A 15,612-nucleotide genomic window follows, 5' to 3' on the forward strand; every position below is an offset into this window, starting at 1 on the left:
CATGGCACTTGACGGAGTCGAAATGCGACGCTTCTCGCGCACGGTCATGCGCGCCGAGCTTCTGGATGCAGAAACCGAACGCAGGCTTGCCTATGCCTGGCGGGACCAGCGCGATGAGGCTGCCCTGCACCGGCTGATCACCGCCTATATGCGCCTCGCCATCTCGATGGCCTCGAAATTCCGCTCCTACGGCGCACCGATGAATGACCTTATTCAGGAGGCCGGGCTGGGCCTGATGAAGGCCGCCGAGAAATTCGACCCTGACCGCGGCGTGCGTTTCTCAACCTATGCGGTGTGGTGGATCAAGGCCTCGATGCAGGAGTATGTGATGCGCAACTGGTCGATGGTGCGCACGGGCTCCACCTCAAGCCAGAAGTCGCTGTTCTTCAACTTGCGCCGGGTGCAGGCCCAGTTGCAGCGCGAGGCACAGGATCTGGGCGAAGAGCTGGATGGTCACCAGCTGCGGGAACGCATCGCCCAGACCATCGGTGTGCCGCTGGCGGATGTGGAGATGATGACCGGGCGGCTTTCGGGGTCGGATCTGTCGCTCAATGCCCAGCAATCGGGTGACGAGGACGGGCGCGAATGGATCGAAACGCTGGAAGATGACGGCGTTCAGGCCGCCGAGGCGGTGGAAGAGCGCCACGACTGCGCCGCGCTGCGCAACTGGCTGAAAGCGGCGATGGACACGCTGAGCGCGCGCGAGCGCTATGTGGTGGCGGAGCGCAAGCTGCGCGACGAGCCGCGCACCCTTGAATCGCTGGGCGACGAGCTGGGCCTTTCGAAAGAGCGGATCCGCCAGATCGAGGCGGCCGCCTTTGGCAAGATGCGCCGGGCACTGGAAAGCCAGTCACGCGAGGTATATCAGCTGTTGGCATGACACCGCACAACAGCCCCCGCCTGCCGTTCATGATTGCCGCCCTGGCACTATGGTGCACGGCGCTTGCCATTCTCACGCTTGCCCGGCCCGCGTTTGCCCAGCCGCTCAGCCCTGAGGCGCTGGATACCCTGCCCCGGGCCGATATCGTCATACTGGGCGAGGTGCATGACAACCCTGTGCATCACATCAATCAGGCGCGCGCCGTGGCGGCGCTTGCCCCGCGCGCGCTCGTCTGGGAAATGCTGACCCCTGAGCAGGCCGCCCGCATGCCGCAGGACCGCAGTGATGCGCAGGCGGTCGGCGCTGCCATTGGCTGGGATGACAGCGGCTGGCCGGATTTCAGCCTGTACCATCCAATCCTGCTGGCCGCACCCGATGTGCCGGTCTATGGCGGGGGTGTCCCGCGCGGGACCGCGCGGCGGGTGTTTGATGAGGCCGCCGCCGGGGTCTTTGCCAGCCTGTTCGGGGCCGAAGCTGATACGCTGGGGCTCGAAAAGCCCCTTTCACCTGAAGATCAGGCCGCGCGCGAGGCCGGTCAGGCCGCCGCCCATTGCGATGCGCTGCCCGAACACCTGCTGCCCGGTATGGTTGCGGCACAGCGGCTGCGCGACGCGGCGCTGGCGCATGTCGCGCTTGAAGCCTGGGCAGAGACAGGCGGGCCGGTGGTGGTGATCGCGGGCACCGGGCATGCGCGCGTTGATATCGGCATCCCGGCCTATCTGCGCCGGGCCCCTGCGGCGCCGGGGGTGGTATCGCTTGGTCAGATGGAGGAGGGGCCGGCTGAGAATGCGCCCTATGACTTCTGGATAGTCACCGAACCGACGTCGCGCCCTGACCCTTGTGAAGGCCTGCGCTGATGCGCTTCGAGGGGCGTTTCCATCCCTCGCCACGCGGTGGCTGTTCCGACCCTTGATCAAAAGCAGGGGGCTTTGCCCCCTCTGGCCTGCGGCCATTCACCCCCAGCGTATTTGTGGCAAGATGAAGGGAGGGCTGCGCTTCATTTTCTGTCTGAAAGTATCCTCGGGGGGAGCCGCGTAGCGGCGTGGGGGGCAGAAAGCCCCCCTGCCCGGTTTCGACATGCGTGGCGTCAGTCGTTGAGCACCCGGGCAATGCCCGCTGCCACCCGGTCAACCGTATCCTCTTTCAGCCCGGCGATGTTCATCCGTCCACCGCCGACCAGATAGAGGCCGAATTCCTCGCGCAGGCGGGCGATCTGGGCATCGGTGCCGCCAAGGAGTGAGAACATCCCTTTCTGCGCGCCCAGAAACCCGAATCTGTCCGACCCGGTCTCCTTGCGCAGTGCCGTCGCCAGCGCCGCGCGCAGCCCGTTCACCCGCGCGCGCATTTCAGCCAGTTCCTGAAGCCACTGATCCTTCATCATGGGGTCATTCAGGATGGTCGTCACCACCCGCGCCCCGTGATCGGGCGGGAAGCCGGTGCTGGAGCGGTTGAGCCAGGCCATCATTGCCTGTGTCGTATCGCGCTCGGCAGGGGGGCAGACCACCATGTAGATCCCCGCCCGCTCACGATAGAGGCCGAAGTTCTTGGCCGCCGAACCTGCGATCATCAGCCGGGGCAGGCGCGCGGCCAGATGGCGCAGGCCCGCGGCGTCGGCATCGACGCCATCGCCAAAGCCCTGATAGGCGATATCGACGAAGGGGATCAGCCCGCGACGCTCCAGAAAGGCGGCTATATCAGCCCAGTCGGATTCGGTGAAATCGGCGCCGGTGGGATTGTGGCAGCAGCCATGCAGCAGGATCACATCGCCCTCCCGTGCGCCGTCAAGGTCAGCCATCATGCCCGCGCGGTCGATACCGCCGTTTTCCGCGTCATAGTAGCGGTAAGGCCGCCATTCCAAGCCTGCCGCCTCGGCCAGCGCGGGGTGGTTGGGCCAGGTGGGCTGGCTGATCCAGACGCGCGCCTGCGGGTTGGCAGTATGGATCAGCTCCATTGCCTGACGCACGGCGCCGGTGCCCCCGGTTGCTGCGGCCGCCGCAATCCGCTCAGCCCCAACCACACCGCCCAGCACCAGCGCGGCCATCGCGCTGTGAAAGGCCGTATCCCCGGCCATGGCGACATAGCCCTTGCTGTCCTGCGTTGCGACCAGATGTGCCTCGGCGGCCTTGACCGCCCGCATCACCGGCGTCACCCCCGTGGCATCGCGGTACACGCCGACCCCCAGATCGACCTTGTCGCTGCGCGGATCGTCACGGAACTGCTGCATCACCTTCAGGATCGCATCAGGAGGGGGCGGGGTGAGATTGTTGAACATCGGATGCCCTCTCAGAGCAGGGGTTGGAGAAAGATCTGGTCCTGCGTCAGCACCGCAGACCGTGTTTCGGTGCGCACCGGCTCAAACCCGAAGCGCTGATACTGGCCAAGCGCGCGCGGGTGATCCAAGGTGCAGGTGTTGACGGTCAGGCGCTCAACGCCGGGCAGCGCCCAGCCGGTCAGGATCGCGGTCTGCAGAAGCCAGCTTCCCAGCCCGCGCCCCACCGCCTCGGGGACGAGGCCGAAATAGGCCAGATCGCAGACCCCTTCCTCGCGCGTATCCAGCATGAAGAAGCCCTGTGGCCAGCCCTGTGCCATCAGCGTATGCAGCGAGATGGCCGGGTCATGCAGCCACTGCGTCAGGGCTTCGGGCGACATTTCATGCTTTTCGGTCCAGGCATAATCGCGGCCCACGGCATCGTAGAGTGACAGAAAATACCAGCGCGGCGGGGTTTCGGCCTTCAGCAGCATCCCCTCACGGCCCACGGGCAGGCGTGGCCAGCCAAAAGCGGGCCGCGTGGTCATTTCAAGCCAGGTCACACGGTAGTCGACCTTGTCGCCAGCCTTGAAGGCGAACATCGCTCAGCCCTTCTCGACAGCCAGATCAGGATACATGCCCCATTCCGACCATGACCCATCATAAAGCGCATGCCGGTTGTGGCCCAGCCGCTCCAGCGCCAGACTGAGCACTGCCGCCGTCACGCCGGAACCGCAGGTGGTGATCACCGGCCTGGCCAGATCAATGCCCGCCCCCTCGAACGCCGCTTGGAGGGCGGGCAGGTCTTTCATCGTGCCGTCGGCGTTGAGCAACTCCATGAACGGCAGGTTCATTGAACCCGGAATATGACCGGCGCGCAGGCCGGGCCGGGGCTCTGGCACCTCGCCCCTGAACCGCGCGGCGGCGCGGGCATCAAGGATCTGCCAGTCCTTCAGCTTGGAGGCGGCGGCCACCTGCGCCACGTCGCGCACCAGATGCGACTGGCGCTGCACGGTGATGTGGCGGTCGCGCACCACGGGGGGCATATCTTCCAGCGGATGGTTTTCTGCCTTCCATTTCGGCAGGCCGCCGTCCAGCACCGCCACATCGGTCTTGCCCATCAGCTTGAACAGCCACCAGACGCGCGCCGCCGAAAAGATCCCCATGCCGTCATAGACCACCACCTGATGCCCGTCGCCCACACCCAGCGCCCGCATCCGGCTGATGAATTTCTCCGGCGGCGGGGCCATATGCGGCAAGGAGGAGCGCTGGTCGGATATCTCGTCGATATCGAAATAGCGCGCGCCGGGGATATGGCCCGCCTCATATTCTGCGCGCGCATCGCGGCCGGAATCGGGCATGTACCATGAACCGTCCAGCACCCGCAGATCGGGGTCGCCCAGATGCGCGGCAAGCCATTCGGTGGAAACGAGGGTCTTGGGGTCATCGGCCATCGGTGGCTCCCAGTCAGAACGGTTGCCCAACCGTTACAAGGCGGGGGGGCAACAGGCAAGAGCGGGCTGGCGGGGCGGTGGCGGAACCGGGCGAAAGAATTGCGGTTCAACCCGGCAAAAAGGCGCAGTATGGAGTGGGGTATGCGCCAGACCCTGACCCAGCTTTATGATCAACGCGTGGCCGCAGGCGCAATCCGCCCTGACGCCGCGCAGCGTGCGGTTCTTCCCGCCCTCGATGCCCTGCGCGACTGGGCGGAAACCCCGCAGAAACGCGGCCTTCTGGATACGGTTTTCAGGCGCCCGCCGCCCGCGCCAAAGGGGCTTTATCTGTGGGGCGGGGTGGGGCGCGGCAAGTCGATGCTGATGGATTTCTTCGCCGATGCCACGGCCATCAAGGCCAAGCGGCGGGTGCATTTTCATGCCTTCATGCAGGAAATCCACGCCGGGATGCATGCGGCGCGCAAGACCGGGGTCAGTGATGCGCTCGCCCCTGTTGCGGCGGCGGTGATCGCCGAGGTGCGGCTTCTGGCCTTTGATGAGATGCAGATCACCGACATCACGGATGCGATGATCGTGGGGCGGTTGTTCCAGATGCTGATGGATGCGGGGGTGGTGATCGTCACCACCTCGAACCGCCCGCCCGATGATCTTTACAAAGACGGTCTGAACCGGGCCGTGTTCCTTCCCTTTATCGAGCTCTTGCACCAGCGCATGCAGGTGATTGAGCTGGAGAGCGAGACAGATTACCGCCAGCACCGGCTGACGGGCGCGCAGGTCTATTTCTCTCCGGCTGACGGGGAGGCGCGCACGCAGATCGACAAGCTGTGGGATGAGCTGACCGGGCATGACCCGGGCGCGCCGCTGGTGTTGCGGGTGCAGGGCAGGGACGTGACCCTGCCGCGCCATCACAACGGCGTGGCGCGCGCCGGGTTCTGGGACATCTGCGGCCAGCCGCTGGGGCCTGCGGATTATCTGGCGATCGCGGGCGCCGTCCGGGTGCTGATGCTGGAGGATATCCCGCGCCTGTCCGCCGCCAATTATAACGAGGCCAAGCGATTCGTGACGCTGGTGGATGCCCTCTACGAGGGCCGTGTACGCCTGATCGCCAGCGCGGCAGAGGCGCCGGAAGGGCTTTACAGCGAGGGGGCCGGCGCATTCGAGTTCGGACGCACCGCCAGCCGCCTGCGCGAGATGCAGGGCGCCGACTGGGGCGTCTGACACCTTCTTCAGAATGGCGGGTGCCGGGGCCCATTCATCTTGCCAAAAATACGCGGGGGTGAATGGGCCGCAGGCCCAGAGGGGGCAAAGCTCCCTTTGCCCCCTGATACCACACCGGACGGGGAGCCTGTTTCCGTCATTTCGGCAGGTTCAGCGGTCGAAGAAGTCTTCCTCGGCCTCGGTCACGTCGATATCCAGCGCCTCCAGCCCGGATTCAAGGTTCTCCGACAGATGCGGCATGCCCAACAGGTAATCGGCGGTGGGGGTTGTCGCTTCGGCAAAGGCGGTTGCCAGTGCCTCGCTGTAATCCTCTGGCTCGAATGCGCCGCGTCCGACCCAGGCGACAGCCACCAGATGTGCCTTCTCATCCTCGTTGAGCGAATCGATAAAGGCGTGAACCTCGCCCTCGCGGTTGGCTTCGCGGGCCTGAAAGATGATGTGAACCACCTTCTTGATGCTGATCTCGGGGCGCATGGGCGACTCCTTGCTATGGGGAAGTGTCGCCTTTGCCCGCCGTTTTGGCAAGGGAAACCGGCGCGGCGCGTATGGAGGGCGGGCAGGGGTGCAGGCCCGGCTTGCGCCCGGATATGCGCCGATTCAAGGGGTTGCCGCGTTCAGCCTCTGGCAAAAAGCCGCTGATAGACCGTCTCGGGCAGAAAGCGCGACAGCCGGAAGACCCATGAAAACACCATCGGAAAGCTCTTGCGGAACCGCCCGGTGCCCATATGGTCGAAAATCTCGGTGGCGGCGGCCTCGGGCGTCATGATGAACGGCATGTTGAAGCTGTTTTTCCGGGTAAGCCGGGTCTGGATGAAGCCGGGATTGACCAGTTGCACCTCAACCCCCGTTCCATGCAGATCGGCCCGCATGCTTTCAGCCAGATGCATCAGCCCGGCCTTGGAGGCACCATAGCCGATCGCGCCGGGCAGGCCGCGGAACCCGGCCAGCGAGCCGGTCAGCACCAGATGCCCGCCTCCACGCTCCACCATCGCGGGCACCACCGCACCCATGACCCGCGCGGCGCCGGTGAAATTGATGTCGCACATCGCCTCGACCTGATCGGTGTCCCATGCCTGCGCGGCCTGCGGCCAATAGACCCCGGCCAGATAGACAACGCCGTCCACCGCCCCCGCCGCATGCGCTGCTTCGCGCACCGAGGCCATGTCGCGCACATCGACCGGCACCACCAGCGCGCGGCCCGGCAGGGTCTCGGCCAGATCCTCCAGCCGCTCGCGGCTGCGCGCGCTCAGAACCAGCTCGACCCCGGCGCGGCTGAGATGCGCGGCCAGTGCCCGGCCCAGCCCTTCCGAGGCGCCGACCAGCCAGTAGCGTTTGCCCTGCCAGTTTCTCATGCCCCGGCCTGGCGCATTGTGGCGACCAGTTCGGCAACCTTGATGCCGAATTTGCGGAACTGGCTGCGGTTGATGATGGTGCCGTTTTCCATGACATACATCCAGTCGGTCACATCCAGCGCCCAGCCGCCCGCATGTTCAGGCAGGCGGATACGGTAGCGCAGATGAACGCTGGCGCCTTCCTGCTGGCCGGTGCCGGTGCCGATCAGGTCGTCGGCCTCGGCGCGGATGGTGCCGTCATTGCCCAGCGTCAGCCGCCACTGGCGGTCTTGCCGGTTGCCGCCCGCGTAGTGGAAATGCTCATCCAGCGTGCCGCGGTTGCCGTTCCAGCGCCCTTCCATCTGCGCGGTAAAGCGTGAGGTCACCCGCCCGGTGGGGCCATAGATGACGCCTTCGCAGTGCAGCGGCCCGCTCAGGTGCTGGCGGATATCGGCGGCGGGTACGGTGCCGCTGTAATCCGCCGGGCGCTGGGCCATGAAACCCGTGCGCCATTTCAGCACCCCCAGTGCCAGCAGGATCAGGGCAAGGATCAGCGCAAGGGGTTCAGCCATGGTGGGGGTCACTTTCAAGCGGGGTGGTGGCCAGAGTGGCGATGGCAAGAAGTTTCAGCGCGCAGGGCAGCGCTGCGTAGAGCAGGCCCAGGGTCAGCAGTGCCTGTGGCGGGCTTTGCGGCCCGGTGAAGCCCTGCCATTGCAACAGGGGCAGCACGGTGATGGCGGCCAGTGCCAGCGTTGCTTTGGAGACAAAAGCCCAGAGCGCAAAGCCGGTGCTGGCATCGGGCAGCACCTGCGCCATGCGCCGCGCGAACAGGGCCGACAGCAGCGTCAGGTCAGCCCCCAACGCCGCGCCGGTGGCGATGCAGATCAGGGCAAAGGCCGTGGTGTCGCCTGGGCCCAGAAAGCCGGTCAGGGCAAAGGCCGCAATCGCCAGAGCCATCCCGCAAAGCAGCGCGGGCTTTGCGCCATAGCGGCGCGCGGCCTTTGCCCAGAGGGGCGCCGCCGCCGCCGACAGGAAAAACAGCAGCAGCAGCGGCCCCTCCTGTCCCGGGGCCTGCAGGCGCGATTCGACAAAGAACAGAAACAGCGTGGAGCTGACCGCGACGGGGGCAGCATTGAGCAGCGCCACAATCAGCAGGCGCCGCGCCACCCGGTCGCGCAACACGATGCCAAAGCCGTTGAGGGCCGGGGGCGCGGTTGTGGCCTGCGCGGTGTTTGTCTGCGCGGTGAAGGCATCGCGCATCAGCCAGAGCGCACCCATGGTGAAGGCCGCGAACAGGATGGCGAAGGCTTCAAACGGCGGGTTGGGGCCAAGCGCCAGCAGCGTCGGTGCGGCGGCGGCGGCGCAGACGCCCAGCAGCGCCCCGGCCTCGCGCCAGGCGGCAAGGCGGATATGGCCGTTTTCGCCCATGGTTTCGCCCTTGGTCACGCCCTGCGCATAAAAGCAGATGGTCAGAAAGCTGAACGCGCTGAAAAGCCCGGTGAGGGTGAGGGCGAACCACGCCAGCGGGGCGATGGGCGGCGGCACGGCGAAAAGGCCCAGCATCGACACTGCCATCACCGCGCCCGCGCCCGCCACCATCGCCCGGCGATGCGCGGCAGTGGCATGCGCCAGCCAGCCCAGCACCGGGTCCTGCACAAAATCCAGCAGCCTGAGCGCGAACAGCATCACCCCCAGCGCCGCAAGGCTGGTGCCATATTCATCGACATAGAATTTCGGCGCATGGATATAAATGGGCAGCCCCGCCATGGCGAGCATCGCGGCAAAGGCCCCCCACGCAGCGGGGTGGGTGGAGCGGCCAAGACCGAGCCGGATCATCGGGAGACCTCGTCAGCCGGGGGCGCGGTATGCGGATGGAAGCGCGCGCCTTTCCACCAGAGCTTGAGCGCCTGCCAGTGAATCAGCGCCAGCACCCGGCGCGACCCGAAAGGCCGGCGCAGCATCGCACCCAGCAGGCCAAGGCTGGTCGCCGGGCGGCGCGGGCCGGTCAGGGTGGCGATCAGCCCGCCAGCCTCATGGCCGAAATCAATGCGGATATTCACCTTGTCCCTCGTGATATCGAACCGGAAACGGTAACCGCCCGCGATGGGCTGAAAGGGCGAGACATGGAAAATCTTGCTGGCGGTCAGCTCATCGGCAGCTGTGATCGGGCGCTGGTCTTCGTGGTGGCACAGATAGCAGTGGCGATCACCGAAGGTGTTGTTCACCTCGGCGATGACGGCGCGCATCGTGCCGTCGCGCCCGAAGCAAAGCCAGAAGGCGACCGGGTTGAACACATGGCCGAGAATACGCGGCTGGGCGAGCAGCAGAAGGCGGCCATCGGCCTGCGCCAGCCCGGCCTGCGCCAGAACCCGGCGCGCCCAGACAGCGCCCTCACCCGCGCCGCGCATGCCGCCATGGTCGCGGTCATGCAGCGAGAAGAGCGCGGCGCGGTTGCGCGCGAAAATGGCAGGGGGGCGGGCGAGGGGCGCTTCGGCGTCAATCAGCAGATAATCGACGCCATAGGTGAAACGGTTGGCGAGCGCGCCCTTGCGGGCGTGGAACGTGTGCCCGGCGACATGATCAAGGCAACTCATAGGGTGCGCCCGGTGTGCAGGGGGCCAAGGCGCGTGAGCGCGCCTTCACGCGGTTTCGAAACCGCGTGGCCGACAGCGCAAACGGGCGCGGCATGGATCATGCCGCCACCCCGACCCGCCGGGCCCGCTCAGCCATCGCCTGCACCACATCCACCGCCGAGGCAAAGCCGTCTTCATGGAAGCCGTTGCGCATCCATGCGCCGCAGAACCAGCTGTTGCGGCTGCCGTTGAAAGCGCGGATCCGGTCCTGCGCGGCAAAGGCCGCAAGGTCGAACACCGGGTGACGGAAGGTGTGGCTGTCGTAGATCAGCTCTTCCCGGATCGGTCGTGTCGCGTTCAGCGTGACGATATGCAGGTCATAGGCCGGGATCGGCTGCAACGAATTCATCCAGTAGCTCAGGCTGATGCGCTCCCGGTCAGCGGGCGCATGTTCGGTATAGGTCCAGCTTGCCCAGCATTTGCGCCGCTTCGGCATGACCGAGGCATCGGCATGCAGCACCGCGTGGTTGTCCTGATAGCCCACCGCCCCCAGCGCCGCGCGCTCTTCGCCCGAGGGGTCGGCAAGCATCGCCAGCGTGTCATCGGAATGGGTGGCAAAAACCACCTCGTCAAATCCCTCCCACCCGGCGCCGTGCAGCTTTACCTCCACCCCACCAGCAAGCCGCCGCACCGCCGCCACCGGCGCGCTGGTGCGGATATCGACGCCGCGCGCCGTCAGATCGTCCGAGAGCCTGCGCACATATTCCACAGAGCCCCCTTTGACCGTGAACCACTGATGCTGCCCCTGATAGCCAAGAAGCGCATGATTCTCAAAGAAGCGGATCATGGCGCGGGCGGGAAACCGCATGATCTGGTCCTTGGGCGTTGACCAGATCGCCCCCGAGAAGGGTTGCAGATACCGCTCACGGAACCAGCGGCCCATGCGCAGCCGGTCCATCAGATCACCGATGGTCATCGCCGGATCATCGGCCACGCTGAGCGCGCGTTTGTTGAAGCGCAGGATATCGCTGATCATCCGCAGAAAGCGCGGGTCGGCCAGATTGCGGCGGCTGGCGAACAGCTGATCGAGCGAGTTCAGGTTGTATTCGCAGGCCCCGTCATCAAACGATGCCCCGAAGCTCATGTTGCTTCTGACCGTTTCCACACCCAACTGGTCAAACATCGCGGTCAGGTTGGGGTAATTGGCCTGATTGAAGACAATAAAGCCCGTATCGACCGGCTGATCGCCCCTTTTTCCGGCGATGACGGTGCGCGCATGCCCGCCCAGCTTCGGCGCGGCCTCGATCAGCGTCACCCGGTTGCCCGGCGCCAGAAGCCAGGCCGCACCCATGCCGGAAATGCCCCCTCCGATGACAGCAATGCGGCGGGGGTGCAGGCTGGGGCTTTCGAACGGCATGGGCGGCTCCTTGGGTGTTTGAAAGGGAATACGCCGGGCGGGGCATAACGGATTACATTGGCTGCAGAGGTTTTTTCGCGCTGCGACTGATCCGGTGCCGGGTGGGGCACGTAAACCGCTCATGTTGCAGTTGCTTGACGAAAGCCCGATAACAAAGCGGCAGCTGCCGCCACCTGGTCCGACGGGGGCCGGGGGTGTGCTGCAGACCGGAAGGGTGCGGGAAGTGTCGCAGGCCGAAGAGGCACAGGGAGAATGGGTGGCGCAGATATTGCGTGTGGCGCAAAAGCGCGATGAAGCGGCCTTTGCCGAGATCTTCGCCCATTTCGCACCACGGGTAAAGGGTTTCCTGATGAAGTCAGGGGCCGGTGCCGCGCTGGCCGAGGAATGTGCGCAGGATGTCATGGCGACGCTGTGGCACAAGGCGCATCTCTTTGACCCGTCGCGCGCCAGCGTGGCGACCTGGATTTTCACCATCGCCCGCAACCGCCGCATCGACGCGCTGCGCAAGGCCCGGCGGGTTGAGCCCGAGGACCTGCCCTGGGGGCCTGAGCCGGAGCCTGATCAGGCCGACGCGCTGGCGCTGCAACAGGAGAGCAAGAAACTGGGCGTGGCGCTTGCCCGTCTGCCCGAGAATCAGCGGGCGCTGATCGAACAGGCCTATTTCGGCGATCTGTCGCATGGCGAGATTGCCAAGATAACCGGCCTGCCGCTTGGCACGATCAAGTCCCGCATCCGTCTGGCGCTGGAAAAGCTGCGCCAGGCCATGACGTGAAGGTTAGACTGCGATGATCCGCCACCACCTCAATGACGCGCTTCTGATGGGCTACAGCGCCGGGCAACTGCCCGAGGCGTTCAGCCTGATCGTGGCCACGCATATTTCGATGTGCGACGAATGCCGGGCGCGGCTCGAAAGCTTTGATGCCGTGGGCGGGGCGCTGCTGGGCGCGCTGCCGGAAGCAGGGATGGGCGCGGACAGTCTGGCGCAGGTAATGGCGCGTATCCGTCAGGCCCCGCCACCGCCGCCCGCGCCAAAGCCCCGCGCGGGCGTCTTCCCCGCGCCGCTGCGCGACTATGTGGGCGGCGATGTCGAGGCCGTGCGCTGGCGGGCGGTGGGCGGCGGCGTGCGTCAGGCGATATTGCCCACCGCGCGCGATGCCTCGGCGCGGCTGCTGTACATTCCCGCCGGCATGGCCGTGCCCGATCATGGCCACCGGGGAATGGAGCTGACGCTGGTGCTGCAAGGCGCCTTCCGTGACGAGGTGGACCGCTTTGGCCCCGGCGATATCGAGATTGCTTCCGAAGAGCTGGAACATACGCCGATCGCTGAACCCGGCGCAGACTGCATCTGTCTGGCCGTGACCGACGCGCCGCTGCGGTTCAACAGCTTCATACCGCGCCTGTTGCAGCCCTTCCTCAAGATCTGAGGCGCTTGGCCCCTGCTTCAGGGTGTCGGCAGCGGGGTGATCTTGCCAGGCGTTTCGGCGGCACCATCCGCAGGCGCGATTTCCTCGAAGTCGAAATTATCCAGCCGCCGGGCGCGCCGCCCCGCCTTGTCGGCGGAAATGCGGATTTCGGCGACATCCTTGGCCGCCTGCCCGAAATGCCGGTCAAGGTTTTCAACCCGCACGCCCAGCCGCTCGATATCCTTGTAAAGCTCGCCCAGCTCACGCCGGATAGCGCCCGCCTGCTCGCGCATCCTTGCATCCTTGAGTACGGCGCGCATGGTATTGAGCGTGGCCATGCAGGTGGTGGGTGAGACAATCCAGACGCGCGCCGAAAACCCCTCGCGCACGATCTCGGGGAAATTGGCGTGGAGTTCGGCATAGACCGCCTCGGACGGCAGGAACATCAGCGCGCCATCAGCGGTTTCGCCTTCAAGGATGTATTTTTCGGAAATCGCCTTGATATGATAGCGCAAGGCGGTGCGCATGGCGCGCCGCGCCTCGGCCATCTGCGCTGCATCCGTGGCGTTGCGCAGCGCCTCATAGGCCTCAAGCGGGAATTTGGCGTCGATGACGATGGGGCCGGGCGGGTTGGGCAGATGCACCAGACAATCGGCGCGCTTCCCGTTCGAGAGTGTCGCCTGCATCGTATAGGCATCCGAGGGCAGGGCGCGCAGCACGATATCATGCAACTGAATCTCGCCAAACGCGCCGCGCGTCTGCTTGTTTGACAGGATGTCCTGCAAACTCAGTACATTGCCCGAGAGTTTCTCGATATTGGCCTGCGCCTTGTCGATGGTCTCCAGTCGCACATGCAGATCACCGAGTGATCGCGCGGTGCGCAGTGCGTTGCCTTGCAGCGATTCTGACATGGTTTCCGTGACCTGCGCCAGACGTTGCTCCACCAGCTGGATCATCTGGGTCTGCGCCTTTGCCTGCGCGTCAGAGACATGGTGCAGCCCGCCCGCCAGTTGCTGCTGGCCGTCCGACAGCGACTGCACGCGCTGGCCAAGCTGGTCCATCTGCCAGATCACCGGCTCCACCGCGCGGGCGGCATTCACGCTGGCGCGCAGCACCAGAAGCAGCAGCACGGCCAGAACACCAAGCGCCAGCGCGCCCAGAAACAGCGGGTTCAGCGGGTCAAGCGGTGGGGTCATCGGCGGCCGAACAGCTTTTCGATATCCGCCAGCTTCAGTTCCACATAGGTGGGCCGCCCGTGGTTGCACTGGCCGGAATGCGGCGTCGCCTCCATCGCGCGCAACAGCGCGTTCATCTCATCGGCGCGCATCTGGCGGCCAGAGCGGATGGAGCCGTGGCAGGCCATGCGGCTGAGGACGGCATCAAGGCGGGTGGTCAGGCTCTGACTTTGCCCCAGATCGGTGAGTTCATCGAGAATGTCGCGCAACAGCGCCGCCGCATTGACCGCGCCCAAAGCGGCGGGGGTTTCGCGCACGGCCACCGCATCGCCGCCGAAGGGCTCCACCGTCAGGCCCATGCGCGCCAGATCACCGGCATGGGCGAGCAGCCGTGCGGCATCGCCCGCCGACAGGGGCACGATTTCGGGGATCAGCAGCGCCTGCGCGGGCACCCCGTTTTCCGCCATCTGATGCTTGAGCTTTTCATAGACCAACCGCTCATGCGCGGCATGCTGGTCAACGATGACAATGCCATCCGAGGTCTGGGCGATGATGTAATTCTCATGCACCTGCGCGCGGGCGGCACCAAGGGGGGCGTCGGTGGGGCCGGTTTCAGGCTCGATCCGGGCAGAGGGGGCGGTGGCGTCGAAGGCGGCGGTCATGTCGCCAAAGCCGGGGGCCTGAAAACCCGCGGCCTGAAAACCGGGGGCCTGTGCGGCGTAGCTTTGCTGGATCGTCTCAGCCCGGGGCAGGTGAGGGCGCGATGACAGGTCCATCTGATAGATTCGCGGCCCCGTCACCTCGGGCCGCAGCGCGCCCAGCGTGGCATTGGCCACGGTGGAGGATGCACGGTGCCCGGCCTCGGCCAGCGCATGGCGCAGGCCGGAAACCACCAGCCCGCGCGCCAGACCGGGGTCACGGAAGCGGACCTCGGCCTTGGCAGGGTGGACATTCACATCGACCAGCTCCGGCGGGCAATCAAGGAACAGCACCGCCGCCGGGTGCCGGTCCCGCGCCAGAAAATCGCTGTAGGCCGCACGCAAAGCGCCGATCAGAAGCTTGTCGCGCACCGGGCGGCCGTTGACGAAGAAGAACTGCGCCACCGCCGCGCCGCGCGAATAGGTGGGCAATGCTGCATGGCCGGTCAGGTGCAGGTCATCGCGTTTTGCGTCAATGCGCAGGGCATTGTCGGTAAAGTCACGGCCCAGAAGGCGGGCCAGACGGGCTTCCAGCGCGTCAAACAGATCGCCCTGTTCGCCTTCCAGCCGCAGGATATCGCGCGCCTCGCCGCCTGACACGTCGGTGAGGGTGAAGCTGACGAAGGGCTCCGCCATGGCCAGCCGCTTGATGCAATCAGCGATGGCCTGCGCCTCGGCCCGGTCCGTGCGCAGGAATTTCAGCCGGGCGGGGGTGGCGCGGAACAGATCGCGCAGCTCAACCTGCGTGCCCCGGTTTGCGGCGCAGGGCCTGACCGGCCCGATGCGCCCGCCGGTAACGGTGATCTGCGCACCCTCCTGCCCCTCGGCGCGGCTGGTGATGGTCAGCCGCCCCACGGCACCCAGCGAAGGCAGCGCCTCGCCGCGAAATCCGAAAGTGTGGATGTTCAGCAGGTCAGAGCCGTCGATTTTCGAGGTGGCGTGGCGCGACAGCGCGAGTGGCAGATCATCCGGCGCCATGCCATGGCCATCGTCACTGACGCGGATCAGGGTTTTGCCGCCATCGGCATAGGCGATGGTAACGCGCCGCGCGCCTGCATCGAGCGCGTTTTCCACCAGTTCCTTGACCGCAGATGCCGGGCGTTCAACCACCTCGCCTGCCGCGATGCGGTTGGCAGCGGTTTCGTCGAGCTGACGAATCACCGGCGGGGTGTGGCTTATGTTGGGGCGGGTGGCATGCATGCTACCAGACATAGC

General features: G+C 65.9%; 16 protein-coding genes. 5 read left to right on the forward strand and 11 right to left on the reverse strand.

Going from position 1 to position 15,612, the window contains the following annotated elements:
• Window position 1: 1 nt before the first annotated feature.
• Window positions 2-880, forward strand: a complete 879-nt coding sequence (locus V7Q53_RS04085) for an RNA polymerase factor sigma-32 (RefSeq protein WP_333827115.1) — start codon at window positions 2-4, stop codon at window positions 878-880.
• The gene (locus tag V7Q53_RS04090) at window positions 877-1,737 is read left to right on the forward strand and encodes a ChaN family lipoprotein (protein WP_333827117.1); all 861 of its coding nucleotides are present in this window, start codon (window positions 877-879) and stop codon (window positions 1,735-1,737) included. Before V7Q53_RS04085 ends, V7Q53_RS04090 begins: the two co-directional genes overlap by 4 nt.
• 230 nt (window positions 1,738-1,967) lie before the next feature.
• Here V7Q53_RS04090 and V7Q53_RS04095 read toward each other — a convergent pair whose 3' ends face one another.
• Genes V7Q53_RS04095 through sseA form a run of 3 tightly spaced genes read right to left on the reverse strand, consistent with a single transcriptional unit; the run spans window position 1,968 to window position 4,582 of the window.
• The gene (locus V7Q53_RS04095) at window positions 1,968-3,152 is read right to left on the reverse strand and encodes an amino acid aminotransferase (protein WP_333827118.1); all 1,185 of its coding nucleotides are present in this window, start codon (window positions 3,150-3,152) and stop codon (window positions 1,968-1,970) included.
• Window positions 3,153-3,163: 11 nt separating this feature from the next.
• A complete protein-coding gene (locus V7Q53_RS04100) occupies window positions 3,164-3,730 on the reverse strand; it encodes a GNAT family N-acetyltransferase (RefSeq protein ID WP_333827120.1) in 567 nt (188 codons plus the stop codon).
• 3 nt (window positions 3,731-3,733) lie between these two features.
• A complete protein-coding gene (gene sseA, locus V7Q53_RS04105) occupies window positions 3,734-4,582 on the reverse strand; it encodes a 3-mercaptopyruvate sulfurtransferase (protein ID WP_333827121.1) in 849 nt (282 codons plus the stop codon).
• 141 nt (window positions 4,583-4,723) lie between these two features.
• On the opposite strand from sseA, the gene zapE reads away from it, so the two are divergent.
• Complete coding sequence (gene zapE, locus V7Q53_RS04110) at window positions 4,724-5,800, forward strand: cell division protein ZapE (protein ID WP_333827122.1); 1,077 nt, start codon at window positions 4,724-4,726, stop codon at window positions 5,798-5,800.
• A 150-nt stretch (window positions 5,801-5,950) separates the two neighbouring features.
• On the opposite strand, the gene V7Q53_RS04115 is transcribed toward zapE, so the two are convergent.
• The 6 genes from V7Q53_RS04115 to V7Q53_RS04140 form a co-directional block, all read right to left on the reverse strand.
• Window positions 5,951-6,274 carry a DUF3775 domain-containing protein gene (locus V7Q53_RS04115; RefSeq protein ID WP_333827123.1) on the reverse strand — a complete coding sequence of 108 codons (324 nt, stop codon included), beginning with the start codon at window positions 6,272-6,274 and terminating at the stop codon, window positions 5,951-5,953.
• 140 nt (window positions 6,275-6,414) lie between these two features.
• The gene (locus tag V7Q53_RS04120) at window positions 6,415-7,152 is read right to left on the reverse strand and encodes an SDR family NAD(P)-dependent oxidoreductase (protein WP_333827124.1); all 738 of its coding nucleotides are present in this window, start codon (window positions 7,150-7,152) and stop codon (window positions 6,415-6,417) included.
• The gene (locus V7Q53_RS04125) at window positions 7,149-7,703 is read right to left on the reverse strand and encodes a DUF3833 domain-containing protein (protein WP_333827125.1); all 555 of its coding nucleotides are present in this window, start codon (window positions 7,701-7,703) and stop codon (window positions 7,149-7,151) included. Before V7Q53_RS04125 ends, V7Q53_RS04120 begins: the two co-directional genes overlap by 4 nt.
• A complete protein-coding gene (locus V7Q53_RS04130; RefSeq protein ID WP_333827126.1) occupies window positions 7,696-8,967 on the reverse strand; it encodes an MFS transporter in 1,272 nt (423 codons plus the stop codon). The genes V7Q53_RS04125 and V7Q53_RS04130 overlap by 8 nt, the downstream gene beginning before the upstream one ends.
• Window positions 8,964-9,725, reverse strand: coding sequence for a DUF1365 domain-containing protein (locus V7Q53_RS04135; RefSeq protein WP_333827128.1), 762 nt, complete (start codon window positions 9,723-9,725; stop codon window positions 8,964-8,966). The genes V7Q53_RS04130 and V7Q53_RS04135 overlap by 4 nt, the downstream gene beginning before the upstream one ends.
• 97 nt (window positions 9,726-9,822) lie before the next feature.
• Window positions 9,823-11,121 (reverse strand): NAD(P)/FAD-dependent oxidoreductase, encoded by a 1,299-nt coding sequence (locus V7Q53_RS04140; protein WP_333827130.1) that lies wholly within the window; start codon window positions 11,119-11,121, stop codon window positions 9,823-9,825.
• A 121-nt stretch (window positions 11,122-11,242) separates the two neighbouring features.
• Here V7Q53_RS04140 and V7Q53_RS04145 point away from each other — a divergent pair, with 121 nt between their 5' ends.
• Window positions 11,243-11,893, forward strand: a complete 651-nt coding sequence (locus tag V7Q53_RS04145) for a sigma-70 family RNA polymerase sigma factor (protein WP_333827132.1) — start codon at window positions 11,243-11,245, stop codon at window positions 11,891-11,893.
• Window positions 11,894-11,906: 13 nt separating this feature from the next.
• On the forward strand, window positions 11,907-12,545 hold the full coding sequence (locus V7Q53_RS04150; protein ID WP_333827133.1) for a ChrR family anti-sigma-E factor: 639 nt from the start codon (window positions 11,907-11,909) through the stop codon (window positions 12,543-12,545).
• Between the two features lie 17 nt (window positions 12,546-12,562).
• Here V7Q53_RS04150 and V7Q53_RS04155 read toward each other — a convergent pair whose 3' ends face one another.
• Both V7Q53_RS04155 and mutL read right to left on the reverse strand, forming a co-directional pair.
• The gene (locus V7Q53_RS04155) at window positions 12,563-13,720 is read right to left on the reverse strand and encodes a DNA recombination protein RmuC (RefSeq protein ID WP_333827134.1); all 1,158 of its coding nucleotides are present in this window, start codon (window positions 13,718-13,720) and stop codon (window positions 12,563-12,565) included.
• On the reverse strand, window positions 13,717-15,597 hold the full coding sequence (gene mutL, locus V7Q53_RS04160; RefSeq protein ID WP_442954411.1) for a DNA mismatch repair endonuclease MutL: 1,881 nt from the start codon (window positions 15,595-15,597) through the stop codon (window positions 13,717-13,719). The genes V7Q53_RS04155 and mutL overlap by 4 nt, the downstream gene beginning before the upstream one ends.
• Between the last annotated feature and the right edge of the window lie 15 nt (window positions 15,598-15,612).

Source organism: Pararhodobacter sp. (assembly GCF_036802785.1).
In the GTDB taxonomy this organism is placed as follows: domain Bacteria; phylum Pseudomonadota; class Alphaproteobacteria; order Rhodobacterales; family Rhodobacteraceae; genus Pararhodobacter.